The sequence below is a fragment of the Streptomyces sp. NPDC060000 genome (assembly GCF_042737375.1).
Lineage (GTDB): Bacteria > Actinomycetota > Actinomycetes > Streptomycetales > Streptomycetaceae > Streptomyces.
Map to the genome: position 1 here is coordinate 45,270 of NZ_JBHWUU010000066.1, position 12,952 is coordinate 58,221.

Annotated in this window: 10 protein-coding genes; 2 read left to right on the forward strand and 8 right to left on the reverse strand. The window is 71.1% G+C overall.

All coding sequences use genetic code 11. From position 1 onward, the window contains the following. Positions 1-72 precede the first annotated feature (72 nt). Positions 73-891 carry a phospholipid scramblase-related protein gene (locus ACFWBB_RS30110; protein WP_385278585.1) on the reverse strand — a complete coding sequence of 273 codons (819 nt, stop codon included), beginning with the start codon at positions 889-891 and terminating at the stop codon, positions 73-75. A 93-nt stretch (positions 892-984) separates the two neighbouring features. Then, positions 985-3,039 carry a phosphocholine-specific phospholipase C gene (locus tag ACFWBB_RS30115; RefSeq protein WP_385278586.1) on the reverse strand — a complete coding sequence of 685 codons (2,055 nt, stop codon included), beginning with the start codon at positions 3,037-3,039 and terminating at the stop codon, positions 985-987. Between the two features lie 647 nt (positions 3,040-3,686). On the opposite strand from ACFWBB_RS30115, the gene ACFWBB_RS30120 reads away from it, so the two are divergent. Next, positions 3,687-5,144 (forward strand): MFS transporter, encoded by a 1,458-nt coding sequence (locus ACFWBB_RS30120; protein ID WP_385278588.1) that lies wholly within the window; start codon positions 3,687-3,689, stop codon positions 5,142-5,144. Between the two features lie 786 nt (positions 5,145-5,930). Here ACFWBB_RS30120 and ACFWBB_RS30125 read toward each other — a convergent pair. The 6 genes from ACFWBB_RS30125 to ACFWBB_RS30150 all read right to left on the reverse strand — a co-directional run bounded on the left by ACFWBB_RS30125 (position 5,931) and on the right by ACFWBB_RS30150 (position 11,026). Continuing rightward, complete coding sequence (locus ACFWBB_RS30125; protein ID WP_385278590.1) at positions 5,931-6,872, reverse strand: SDR family NAD(P)-dependent oxidoreductase; 942 nt, start codon at positions 6,870-6,872, stop codon at positions 5,931-5,933. Positions 6,873-7,031: 159 nt separating this feature from the next. Further along, complete coding sequence (locus ACFWBB_RS30130) at positions 7,032-8,270, reverse strand: cytochrome P450 (RefSeq protein ID WP_385278592.1); 1,239 nt, start codon at positions 8,268-8,270, stop codon at positions 7,032-7,034. A gap of 50 nt (positions 8,271-8,320) precedes the next feature. Then, a complete protein-coding gene (locus ACFWBB_RS30135; protein ID WP_385278594.1) occupies positions 8,321-8,515 on the reverse strand; it encodes a ferredoxin in 195 nt (64 codons plus the stop codon). A gap of 19 nt (positions 8,516-8,534) precedes the next feature. Then, positions 8,535-9,740 (reverse strand): NAD(P)/FAD-dependent oxidoreductase, encoded by a 1,206-nt coding sequence (locus ACFWBB_RS30140; RefSeq protein WP_385278596.1) that lies wholly within the window; start codon positions 9,738-9,740, stop codon positions 8,535-8,537. Between the two features lie 67 nt (positions 9,741-9,807). After that, positions 9,808-10,548, reverse strand: coding sequence for an SDR family NAD(P)-dependent oxidoreductase (locus ACFWBB_RS30145; RefSeq protein ID WP_385278598.1), 741 nt, complete (start codon positions 10,546-10,548; stop codon positions 9,808-9,810). A gap of 85 nt (positions 10,549-10,633) precedes the next feature. Beyond that, the gene (locus tag ACFWBB_RS30150; protein ID WP_385278600.1) at positions 10,634-11,026 is read right to left on the reverse strand and encodes a carboxymuconolactone decarboxylase family protein; all 393 of its coding nucleotides are present in this window, start codon (positions 11,024-11,026) and stop codon (positions 10,634-10,636) included. 179 nt (positions 11,027-11,205) lie between these two features. Between ACFWBB_RS30150 and ACFWBB_RS30155 the strand changes: the two genes are divergently transcribed. Further along, positions 11,206-12,906, forward strand: coding sequence for a flavin-containing monooxygenase (locus ACFWBB_RS30155; RefSeq protein ID WP_385278602.1), 1,701 nt, complete (start codon positions 11,206-11,208; stop codon positions 12,904-12,906). Positions 12,907-12,952: the final 46 nt, after the last annotated feature.

Consider the following 12,952-nt stretch of genomic DNA (forward strand, 5'->3'; position numbering starts at 1 on the left):
GCGGCATCGATCACATCTGCGCGGAGGACCTCACCCCGTGCCGCGTGCGGCATCACATCTGCGCGGAGGACCTCAGCCCAGGCCGCGTGCGTCCTGCTTGAGCGCGGTGTCCACGGTGAGGGCCGTGGCGACGACCAGGCTCAGCAGCGGCTCGGGCAGCTGGTAGTGGATCTGCAGGACGTAGTTGTCCGCGGTGGTGAACATCGTCTTGGCGAGGCCTTCCCAGGTCTTGGTGATCCGGGCGACCTCGTTGTCGTCGTGGTCGACGATCGCGAAGTTCCACGCCCGCCAGTTCTCCGCCTTGATCGCGCCGATCTGCCGGCCGTCCGCGTTGATGGCGAAGTTGATCTTCCCGAAGACGTTCTGCTGGACGATCTCACCCACCGGCTGCCCGTCGGGGCGCGTCACGACCACCCGCGACTTGAAGACCTTCGCCGGACGCGTCAACAGCAGCACCGGCTGCCCGTGGACGTCACGGATCTCCAGCCGGTGCGTCAGGTACTGGTCGACGCTGGCGACGAAGCGCAGGATCTTGCGCAGCGCGCTCTGGCCGACCTGGATGACCGAGCCGAGCTGGTTGCCCTGCTGGTCCATGACCTTGTACTCGTTGGTCAGCTCGATCAGCTTGGCCTTCTGGTTCACCACCAGCACCGGCTCACTGAACAGCGTGCCGCCGCCGGGGCCGCCCGCCGCGACCCCGGCCTGCTGCTGCACCTGGCGTCGGACCCGGTCGTCCGGCCCCGCCTGCTGCGGCACCTGCGGCGCGGGCCCGCCCTTGTCGTCCGCGTGCGTGTGCTCGGTCCACTGGGCGCCGTCCCAGTACCGCAGGGTCCGGTCCGCCCCGTGCGGGTCCGGATACCAACCTGAAGGTGTGTTCGATTGCGTGGTCACCGGGGCACATTACCCCGATCCCACCTGGACCTGACCAGCCCCCACGATGCGGTGTTCACCGCGCATTCACCGTGACTTGGGGAACCGAGCGGGTCACTCCGTGACGATGGCCGGGTCGCTGACGCCGGGCAGCCCGTTCTCGACGTGTCCGGCGAGCCGCCGCAGGAACGCCGGGTCGGCGGTGGAGGTGACGGTGAGGTCGTACCACCGCCGGCTCGCCCGCAGGTCCAGGGTGCGCCTGACCACGGCGCCGGGCCGCAGCCTGACGGACGTGGGACGGCCGCCGTACCCGTCGGCCACCTTCAGCTCCACCGTGCCGTAACCCCGGTGGGTGAAGGTCAGTTCGAGGCCGTCGCCGGTGTGCCGGGCGGCCACCTCGGACCCTGCCGCCCTGCCCGTCCCCCTGAAGGCGCGCAGGAATCCGTTCGGGCCGTGCACGGTCAGGTCGTGCGAGCCGCCCGAGTAGGCCGAGTTCCAGGTGTCGGAGACGGTCCGGCCCGCCTCCGTGGTGTAACTCCACGGGCCGTCGGTGCGGTTCCCCGAGGTGACCAGGAAGGCGGCGCCGGCCTTGGCCCCGGAGGCGAAGGTGAGGGTGAGGGTACCGGCGGTCGGATCCACCGCGGCGTCCACGGCGGGCGCGTACCTGAGCGGACGGGTGGGTCGCGTGCCGCGCTCCTGCTTCGGCAGGACGGGGTGGGCCGGCGGGGTGGGTACGTAGTCGGGGTGGCGGTTCTTGTCCGGGGGCTCGTAGCCGTCGGTGTCCGGCAGGGCGACCGGCCGGGTGTCCGGGCGGGAGAAGTCGAACGCGGAGGTCAGATCGCCGCAGATCGCGCGCCGCCACGGCGAGATGTTCGGCTCGTGGACGCCGAAGCGGCGCTCCATGAACCGGATGACCGAGGTGTGGTCGAGGGTCTCGGAGCAGACGTAACCGCCCTTGCTCCAGGGCGAGACGACGAGCATGGGCACGCGCTGGCCGAGCCCGTAGGGGCCGGCGGTGTGACTGCTGTCCCCCTTGAAGAGGTCCGGGCCGACGTCGACCGTCGACCGGCCCTGCGCGGCCGAGGCCGGCGGGAACGGCGGGAGCAGGTGGTCGAAGAAGCCGTCGTTCTCGTCGTAGGTGACGAACAGCGCCGTCTTCGCCCACACCTTCGGGTCGGCGGTGAGCGCGTCCAGGACCTGGGCGACGTACCAGGCGCCGTAGTTCGCGGGCCAGTTGGGGTGTTCGGTGAAGGCCTCTGGGGCGGCGATCCAGGAGATCTGCGGCAGCTTTCCGCCCTTGACGTCCGCCTTCAGCTGGTCGAAGAAGCCCTCGCCCCTGCGGGCGTCGGTGCCGGTGCGGGCCTTGTCGTACAGCGGGTCGCCGGGCTTGGCGTCCTGGTACTGCTTGAAGTACAGCAGCGAGTTGTCGCCGTAGTTGCCGCGGTAGGCGTCCTGGATCCAGCCCCAGCTGCCGGCCGCGTCCAGGCCGTCGCCGACGTCCTGGTAGATCTTCCAGGAGACCCCGGCCTGCTCCAGGCGTTCGGGGTACGTCGTCCAGCTGTAGCCGGCCTCGTCGTTGCCGAGGACCGGGCCGCCGCCCTTGCCGTCGTTACCGGTGTAACCGCTCCACAGGTAGTAGCGGTTGGGGTCGGTGGAGCCGATGAAGGAGCAGTGGTAGGCGTCGCAGATGGTGAAGCTGTCGGCGAGGGCGTAGTGGAAGGGGATGTCCTCGCGGGTCAGGTAGGCCATCGTCGTGGTGCTCTTGGCGGGCACCCACTTGTCGTACTTGCCGCCGTCGAAGGCGACATGGCCGTCGTTCCAGCCGTGCGGGAGGTCCTGGATGAAGGCGAGACCCAGGTCGTCGGCGTCCGGGTGGAACGGGAGGACGTCCTTGCCGGAGCCGTCCGGCTGGTGCCAGACCGACTTGCCGTTCGCGAGGGTGACCGGGCGCGGGTCGCCGAAGCCCCTGACGCCGCGCAGCTTGCCGAAGTAGTGGTCGAAGGAGCGGTTCTCCTGCATGAGGACGACGACGTGCTCGACGTCCTCGATCGACCCCGTGCGGTGGTTGGCGGGCAGCGCGGCGGCGCGTTCGATGCTGTTGGAGAGAGCGGTGAACGCCGTGGTAGCGCCCGCCAGTTGGAGGAATCGGCGCCGGTTGACTTCGGGCATGGGTGAGGCACCTCTCGTACGGAAGGGGCTGCGCCTGCCGGTTCGTGACGCAATGCGCGCGCCACGAAGTGTTCCAAGGGCACCGAACGTCAGGGAAGGGCCGGGTGACGCGGGTGTGAAAGTCGACGGTACGACGAGTGTGCGACGGGCCAAGGAATCACCAAGGGGTTCCACACCGCCGACTCGGGGCCGGACAGCGGCGGTCGGCCGGGAACCCGCGCCCCCCACCACGCGCGTCCGGGCGACTCGGACGGGTGGAGCGCTGAAGCGTCCCACTGAGCGGGACGGAGGCCGACTGCGGTTCGTGGTGTGTCCGGCCGGCTGGGAGGCGGAACGCGCTGGTCACGGCGGCGGGAGGGGGTGCCGCACGGCACCTGTCGGCTGCAGGGTCCCTTTTTCTGTGCGGCTCATTGATTGTACCGACCGTTGGGTCTATCTTTCCGGCAGCCGCACCGAAGCTTCAGACGGGCGTCACACCTGCCTCCGCCCGTGACCACGGCGCACCGCGCCCTCGTCCCGTGCCTCCCGGTCCGTCAGCCCTCGGGCCGGTGTGACCGAGCGATCGCCGGCACCCCGCCGAGGGCTCCCCGTCCCTGCCCGGACCAGAGCCGCCTTCTGGTTCTCCGCTCACCCATGGAAGGCCCCCGATGTCGCAGACACCCACCGCCGCTCCGCCGGCCCGGGAGGAGAGATCCTCCTCCACGCGTAACGTCCTGATGGTCGTGGCGCTTGTGTGGACCGTCCAACTGGTCGCCCTCATGGCCGCGTTGTCCGGCATCGCGCAGGCCGATGTGGCGATCCACTTCCGGACCACCGAGATCGCCTGGTTCACCCTGATGACCCTGCTGACCGGGACCTTCTTCCTGCCCTTCGCGGTCAAGGCCGCGGCCCTCTTCGGCAAGAAGCGTGTCCTGCTCGTCGCCACCGGACTCGGTTTCGTGGGCGATCTGATCGCCGCCGTCGCCACCGACTACCGCACGCTGCTGATCGGTCGCGGCATCGCCGGCATCTACGCGGCCACCGCCCCGCTCGCCTACGCGATCACCCGCGACGTGTTCCCCCGCCGCTGGGTCGGACTCGCCAGCGGGATCCTCGCGGGCGGCGTCGGTCTCGTCGCCTTCGGCGGGCCGTTCCTGTCCGGCTGGCTGCTGGACGACCACGGCTTCCGCGGTGTGCTGTGGTTCATGGCCGTCAGCACCGCGGCGAGCTTCGTCCTGGTGGCCGCCTTCGTGCCCGAGAGCCCGATCCGCGCGGCGGGCGGCCGGATGGACTGGATCGGCGGACTCCTGCTCGGCGGCGGCATCACCGCGCTCGTGTACGCCGTCGGCCAGGGATCGCACTGGGGCTGGGACAGCGGCAGGTTCGCCGCCTACGTCGCCGGGGCACTGATCGCGCTGTTCGCCTTCGTGCTCGTCGAGCGCCGGGTGGCCGAACCGCTGTTCCCGCCGTCCATGACCCGGCGTCGTCCGGTGTGGACCGTCCTGCTGGCCACGTCCATCGCCGCCGGTTCGCTCAGCGCCGTCGGCGTGGTGATCCAGCTGCTGATACTGATGCCGAGCATCCCGACCGTCTCCGAGGGCCTGGGCTGGTCCGGCACCCACAACGCCATCGTCACCAGCCCGATCAGCGCCATGATCATCCTCGCGGCCGTCGGCACCGGCTGGCTCGCCCGCCGGATGGACGCGCGCATCCTGCTGGGCACCGGATCCGTGCTCACGGTCGTCGGCTACGGCATCGGCACGCACCTGCACCGCACCGCCGCGCAGATCGTGGAGATGGGGGTGATCGCCGGGATCGGCACCGGCATGGTCATGGCCATCGTGCCCATCATGATCATCGAGGTGGTCACCCCCGAGGAGCAGGCGCTGGCCAACGGCGCGCAGACGCTCGGCCAGGGCGTCGCACAGATCATCGTCTCCCAGCTGGCCTTCGTCGTGATGGCCCAGCACGGCGCGATCCTCAAGGGCACCCAGTTCTATCTCGACACCGGGTTCACCAACGGTCTCTGGCTGGTCGTCGGATGCTGCGCCCTGGGCGCGCTGCTCGTGCTTCTCATCCCCCGGAGCAAGCGCCTCGACGAGGCGGAGGTCGGCCAGGCGGCCTGATCACGCCGCCCCGGCGTGCCCGCACGGGACCGCTCCGCTCGCCTCCCCGGCTGCCGCCGCACCCGCACCGCTCGCCTCCCCGGCTGCCGCCGCACCCGCACCGCTCGCCTCCCCGGCGCGGGCGGCGTGCCGCCTCTATTCGCCCTGCGTGCCGCATCGCGCCGGGCCCCGTGCTGCCTCACCCGCGCTGCCTGCCTTCCCGGCGCGGGCCGCATGCCGCCTCCACCCGCGCCGCATACCCCACCCACACTGCGTGCCGCCTTGCGCCGACCCGCTTCGTTCGCGCTTGCCGCGGTGTCTCGCTCCGCGCGGCGGCTGCGCGTGCCGCCACTCAACGGGCCCCACAACCCTGGTAGTCGGCCGCCGTAACCCCGGCAGCGCAGGCCGAACTCCGCAGGCAACGGACCGCCCCGGCCGCCCGAACACCGCCGCCCGAACACCTCAGGCCCAGGCGGCCCCGAACAAGTGGCCGTGGGCCCAGACCGCAGGTGGTAGGCCCGGCCCGGCACCCGGCACCCGGCACCCGGCACCCGGCACCCGGCACCCGGCACCCGGCAGGATCCCTCGGCCCCTGCGACGCGCGCGGCGAAACGCCGTGAGGGCCGGGCTTTCCGCCCGGCCCTCGGCCACCTCGTCCGCCTCACGGCCGTCAGCGTTCGGCCACGGCCACAACCACAGCCGCCACCGGCCATGCCACGCCGGCGGGGCGTCACCCCCGCCAGCCGTGGAGCCGAACGGCCGCACCCCGTGCGGTCGTACACCGTGCAGCCGTAAAGCCTTCGCCCCCTACGCGTTCGCCGAATCGGCGCTCGGTGTGAACTGGTGCTTCAGGAACGCGCCCGACCAGGCCATCAGGTCCGACGGCACGTAGTAGCCCTTCTCGTCGTTGATGGCGTCCCAGTTCCCCGCCACGTCCTCGACGGTCACGGAGTCGCCCTCGTGGACGTAGCCCTCGGTCGACGCGATGAACAGGCGCGCGAAGCGGCCGGCGCCCGCGGTGTAGATCTCCCCGTTGACCGGGCAGTTTTCGTGCGCGAGGTACGCCACCATCGGGGCCACCGCGTCCGACGGCATGTACGGCATACCGGGGGCCGCCTCGGCGGGCTCCTCTTCGGGGCCGCCGCCCATCCGGGTCATCGCCGCGGGCGCGATCAGGTTCACCTTGATCCCGTGGGGCTCGCCGGACAGTTTCGCGCTGCGGGCAAGCCCGACCGTGCCCGCCTTCGCCGCCGCGTACGACAGGTTGTTGTCGAGCCCGAACAGGCCACTGGAGGTGGTCAGCACGACCCGGCCGTACCGCTGCCCGACGAAGTGCGGCCAGGCGGCGCGCAGCGTGTTGAACGAGCCGACGAGGTGTACGGCGAGGTGGCGTTCGAGGTTCGCCGCGTCGACCTCGGGAAGGCCGGCCCACCGGATGATCCCCGCGTTGTTGACGAGGATGTCGATGCGCCCGAAGTGCTCGATCGCCGAGCCGATGATCGCCTCCGCGCCGGCCTGCGTGGACACGTCGCTGGTGTCGGCGACGGCCTCGCCTCCCGCCGCGACGATCTCCCCGGCGACCTTCTGCGCGGGGCCGGTGTCCGCCCCGTCGCCCTCCATGGATCCGCCCAGGTCGTTGACGACGACCTTCGCACCGCGCTCCGCCAGCAGGCGGGCGTGGGCCCGGCCGATCCCCCGGCCCGCGCCGGTGACGACCGCTACGCGTCCTTCGAAGCTCAACTCGCTCATGCCTGACTCCTGTTGTACTGCGGTGTTGTACTGCGGTCGCGGATGCGATGGCCGGTCCCGCCCGGACGGGCGGGCGGGACCTGCCGGTCGGCGCCGGAGCGCCTGCGGCGACGCGGCGATGCGGCGATGCGGCGATGCGGCGATGCGGCGATGCCCGGGCTACCAGGTCACCGGCAGCTCCTTGATGCCGAAGGCGAGCGCGTCGGCCGGGCGGAACTCGAGGTCGTCGCGCGCGACCGCGAGGCGCAGGGTCGGGACGCGCCGGTACAGCGTGCCGAAGACGACCTGGAGCTCGATCCGGGCGAGCTGCTGGCCCAGGCACTGGTGGATGCCCCAGCCGAAGGCGTGGTGGTGGTTCGCCTTGCGGGTCAGGTCGAGCTTCTCCGGCTCGGGGAAGGCCTCCGGGTCCCAGTTGCCGGCGGGCAGCGGGACGACGATGCCGTCGCCCGCCTTGATCTGCGCGCCCTCGAACTCGAAGTCCTCGGACGCGATGCGCCGTTGTCCGAACATCGCGACGGTCAGGTAGCGCAGGATCTCGTCGACCGCGTTCGCGGCGTCCCGGGTGTCCTCGAGTTCGCGCAGCCGGGCGAGCTGGTCGGGGTTCTCCAGCAGCAGTGCGGTGCCCAGCGTGATCATGGTCGCGCTGGTCTCGTGACCGGCGATCAGCAGGATCATGGAGAGCAGGGTGGCCTCGGGAAGGGTGAGGTCACCCGCCTTGATCCGCGCGGCGAAGTCCGAGAGGACGTCGTCCGCGGGTTCGTCCATCTTCTTCTGGAGCAGTCCGGCCAGGTAGCCGCCCAGTGCCTCGCTCGCCCGGCGGTCGTCCTCGGCCGTCTTGTCGCTCCGGGTGGCGAAGGAGGCGTGCTCCTGGAAGAAGTCGTGGTCCTCGTACGGCACTCCGAGCAGCGCGCAGATCATCAGCGAGGGCAGCGGCAGCGACAGCGCCGTCACCAGGTTCACCGGCTTGGGACCCGCCAGCATCTTGTCGATGAGCTCGTCGGTGAACCTCTGGATGTCCGGCCGCAGCGCCTCCATCCGGGGGCGGGTGAACGGGCGGGTCATCATGCGGCGGATGCGTGTGTGGTCGGCGCCGTCGGCGTTGAAGATCGTGAGCGGGTGGTGATGGGCGGTCTCCGCCATGGCCCGGTTGGGATACGGGAATCCCGGCCGCTTGTCGTCCGAGCTGACCCGGGGGTCGGACAGGATGGCGCGCTGGGCGGCGTGGCCGGTGACGAGCCAGGGGGTGCTGCCGTCCCAGATCCGGCCCCGGGACACGGGAGCCCTGTCGTTCAGGGCGCGCAGTCCGGGCGGCGGCGCGAAGGGGCACTTGGCGTCCCGTTCGTCCTGGTAGAAGTAGAGGGACTCGTCGGGGGCGTCCCGGGTGTCTGCCTCAGCCATGGATGGTCCTTTGGTGGTGGGGGTGGGCGAAGGGGTGGACTTCGCGGGGTCTACTCCTCGAGGCGGATCGCGAGCGCCGGGCACACGGCGGCGGCGTTGCGGACGTCCTCGGACAGTTCGGCCGCCGGGTTCTCGTTCAGCAGGACGACGATGCCGTCGTCCTCGCGCTGGTCGAACACGTCCATGGCGGCGGCCACGCACTGCCCGGCGGCGACGCACTTCTCCTCGTCGACGACAACCTTCATGGGAATCTCTCCTGATCGTTCAGTGGGTCGGGGCGGGAGCGTCGAGACCGTCGACGATCTCCTGTCGGCGCATGCGGGCCTGCTTGGGCATGTTCCAGCCGAGCACCCCGGTCACCCGGCCTTCGCTGCGGTACCGGGCGACGAAGCGACGGGTCGTCAGATCGCCCTCGACGACGTCCACTTCGGCGTCCGGGGGCAGGAAGCCGTGCACCTGGAGCCTGGCGTCGTACTGGTCGGTCCAGAAGTACGGCACGGGCGCGTACGGCCGGTCCGCGCCGAGGATCTCCCCGGCGACGGCCATGGCCTGTTCGGTGGCGTTGGTCCGGTTCTCCAGACGGACGAGCCTGCCGAGGCCCTCGTGGTGCCAGCGGGCCACGTCGCCGACGGCGTAGATGCCCTGATCCGCCCGGCAGCGGGAGTCGCACACCACCCCGTTGTCGAGTTCCAGCCCGCTGTCGGCGAGCCAGTCCGTCGCCGGGGAGGCACCGATCGCCACGACCACCACGTCGGCCGGCAGCACCTCGTCGCCGGCGAGCCGGACGCCGGTGACCCGGCCGCCCTGCGCGGTGAGTCCGACCACGCCGTTGCCGAGCCGGAGCCGCACGCCGCGTTCGGTGTGCAGTCCGGCCAGCACGCCCGCCACCAGCGTGCCCACCTGGAGCGCCATCGGCGCCGACAGCGGTCCGGCAAGCGTGACGTCCAGACCCAGGGTCCGCGCGGTGGCCGCGATCTCGGAGCCGAGCACGCCCTCGCCGACGACCACGAGCCGGGTGCCGGCGAGCAGACCGGCGCGCAGCGCCAGCGCGTCGTCGAGGGTGCGCAGTACATGGACGCCGGCGAGGTCCTCCGAGCCGGGCAGGCGCCGGGCCCTTACCCCCGTGGCGATGACGATGGCGTCCGCCCGCAGTTCCCGCCCGGATTCCGTACGGACACCGCGCGACGCCCGGTCGAGGCAGACCGCCGGGTCGCCCAGGACGAACTCGGCGTCGAGCGCCGACAGCACGTCCGGGGCGCGCAGTGCGGCCCGCTCCGGCTCCCATGCCCCGCAGAGCACCTGCTTGGACAGCGGCGGCCGGTCGTACGGCGCGTGCGGCTCGTCGCCGAGCACCGTGATCCGGCCCTTGTAGCCCTTGCGGCGCAGGGTCTCCACGGTGGTCAGTCCGGACGCGGAGGCGCCCACCACCAGGACGCGGGCCGGGGCCCTGACGTCGTCGTCGATGCTCATTCTCGGCTCCAGTACGGCGTTGCTGCGGTGTCGGTGCTGTGTTCCGGGTGAAGACGGGGGCGGTCGGTCAGGCGAGGTAGCGCCCGCCGTTGACGCTGACCGTCTGACCCGTCACATAGCCCGCCGCCGGCGAGGCGAGGTAGGCCACCGCGTGCGCGACGTCCTCGGGGGTACCGGCCCGCTTCATCGGCATGGTGGCCGCGACGGCGTCCACGTCGACGGGGCCCTGGCGCACCAGCGGGGTGTCGATGAACCCCGGCGGGACGTGGTTGACGGTGATGCCCTTGTCGATGTACTCGACGGCCAGCGCCCTGGTGAGGCCGATGACGCCGCCCTTGGAGGCCGCGTAGTGCGCCATGGCGGGCGCACCGGTCTGGGCGGAGGACGAGGAGATGTTGACGATCCGGCCCCAGCCCGCCTCGAGCATGTCGGGCACCAGCGCCTGGGTGACCAGGAACGGTCCCTTGAGGTTGATGCCGATCATGCGGTCCCAGGACGCCTCGCCGATCTGGGTGAAGGGTTCGTAGGCGGTCGTCCCCGCGTTGTTGACGAGGATGGTGACCGGCCCGAGTTCGTCGCGGGTGCGCGCCGCGGAGCGGGCCACGGCGGACGCGTCGGCGGCGTCACCGCCCACCGCGACGGCCGTGCCGCCCGCCGCCCGGATCTCCGCGGCGGTCTTCTCGGCGCCCTCGGTGTTCAGGTCCCAGACCGCCACCGCGGCCCCCTCGGCCGCGAGCACGGTCGCGATCCCGTGCCCGATCCCCCGCGCGCCGCCGGTGACGACCGCGACCTTTCCCTGAAGTGACATGTGTGCTCCTCGTGTGCTCGGTGTGGGGCCCCCGCTCGCTGACATCCGGGTGGGGACACCCGGGCGGAAGGACCCGGGCGGGCCTTCAGCCCTCCAGCGCCTCGCGGGCGGCGGTGCGGGCGGCGACCGCCCGCGGGAACCCGGTGTAGCCGCTGGCGTGGTAGATGACCTCGGCGATCTCGTCCTGGGTCAGGCCGTTCGTCAGCGCGATCCGGACGTGGGTCTTCAGCTCGGTCTCGGCCCCGAGGGCTATGAGGATCCCGAGCGTGACCAGGCTGCGGTCGCGCGGGGCGAGCCCCTCGCGTCCCCACAGCGCTCCCCAGACACCGGTGAGGCCGATGTCGACGAGTTCCTCCCCGAGGCGACCGTCCCGCAGGTCGACGTCCTCCTCGGGGAACACGCCGGGCAGGGCGGCCCGCATGGCCTTCCAGCCCGCGGCCCGCAAATCGGTGGTTTCCTCGACGCTGTCGTCACTCATGAACTGCTCCCGTCGCGCGGCTTCGCGTCCCTGAGCGAAAGTTAGACCAGACGGTCGGTACAATCAATGTCCCGGGCGAAGTTCGCATCCATTGAACGAATCCGACCCCTCCTCTACTCTCACCCTGAATATTCGATCGACCGGTCGACATATGAATCAAGGCTCACGCGGGAGAGCACATGAGCGAAACCACGAAGACGGGCACGGCGGACCAGGCCCTCGGTGGCCTCGGTGGCCTCGGTGGCCTCGTAGACGTTCTGGTCATCGGCGCCGGCGTCACCGGCATCGGTCAGCTGTACCGGGCCCGGGAGGCCGGCTTCTCGACGAGGCTGCTCGAGGCTGGCAGCGGTGTGGGAGGCACCTGGTACTGGAACCGCTACCCGCAGGCGCGCTTCGACTCCGAGAGCTACACCTACGGCTACCTGTTCTCCAAGGAGCTGTGGGAGGAGTGGGAGTGGTCGGAGCACTTCGCCGGCCAGCCGGAGATCGAGCGCTACTTCAACCACGTGGTCGACCGGTTCGACCTGCGGCGCCACATGGTGTTCGGCGCGAAGGTGACCGAGGCGGTGTGGGACGAGGCGACCGGCACCTGGGCCGTGCGCACCGAGGACGGCACCGAACACCGGGCGCGTCACGTCGTGGCCGCGACCGGCATCCTCTCCGTGCCCTTCGTCCCCGGCATCCCGGGCCGCGAGGACTTCCGCGGCGAGCAGCACCACACCGGCCGCTGGCCCGCGACACCCGTGGGCTTCGCCGGCAAGCGGGTGGCCCAGATCGGCACGGGTTCCAGCGGCGTCCAGATCGTCCCCGCGATCGCCGACGAGGTCGCGCAGCTGACGGTGTACCAGAAGGTGGCCGACTGGCTGACCCCGCTCAACAACCGACCGATCACGTCCGAGGAACAGGCCGAGCTCAAGGGCAGCTTCGAGTCCGTCCGGGACACCCTCAACGCCTCGCCGAGCGGCTTCCTGCACCAGATCACCATGCGCTCGGGCCTGGAGGACTCCCCGGAGCAGCGCCAGGAGTTCTACGAGACGCGGTGGAACGGCCCCGGCTTCACCAAGCTCTCCGAGCACTACTACGACATGACCACGAACGCCACGGTCAACGAGGAGTGGTGCGAGTTCATCGCCGCCAAGATCCGCTCCATCGTCAAGGACCCGGAGACGGCCGAGAAGCTGATCCCCAAGGGGCACGGCTACGGCGGCCGGCGGCCCCCGTTCGGCACCGGCTACTACGAGGCGTACAACAAGCCGGCCGTCCGCCTGGTCGACATCAACGAGACGCCGATCGTCCGCATCACCGAGACCGGGATCGAGACCTCCGAGGGCCACCAGGAGTTCGACATCATCATCTGGGCGACCGGCTACGACTTCGGCACCGGCGCCCTCAACCGCCTCGGTGTGCGCGGCCGTGGGGGTCTCCCCCTGGAGGAGTACTGGGCGGACGGTCCGTCGACCTACCTCGGGGTCACGGCCGCCGGCTTCCCCAACTTCTACTTCCCCGGCGGACCGCACGGCGCCCTCGGCAACAACCCCCGCTACTCCGGCGACCAGGTGGACCACGTCATGGACCTGCTCGTCCACGCGCGCGAGCACGGCCATGACGTCGTCGAGGTCACGGCCGCCGCCGAGCAGGAGTGGACGGACCTCGTCAACGACAGCTCGGGGCAGTCGTCCTTCCTCAGGAGCAGCTACTTCTACGGCGCCAACATCCCCGGCAAGCCGGTCAGGCAGCTGCTGAACCCGACCGGACGCTGGAAGCTCCAGGAGCTGATCCGCGAGTCGGCGCAGAACGACTTCCCGGCCTTCACCTTCACCAAGGCCCAGGCCCAGGCGCAGGCCGAGGAGCAGGACCAGGCCCAGGAGCCGGCGGTCTGAGCAGACGGAACGCCCGTGCCGCCTGGGTCCACAGGCGGCACGGGCG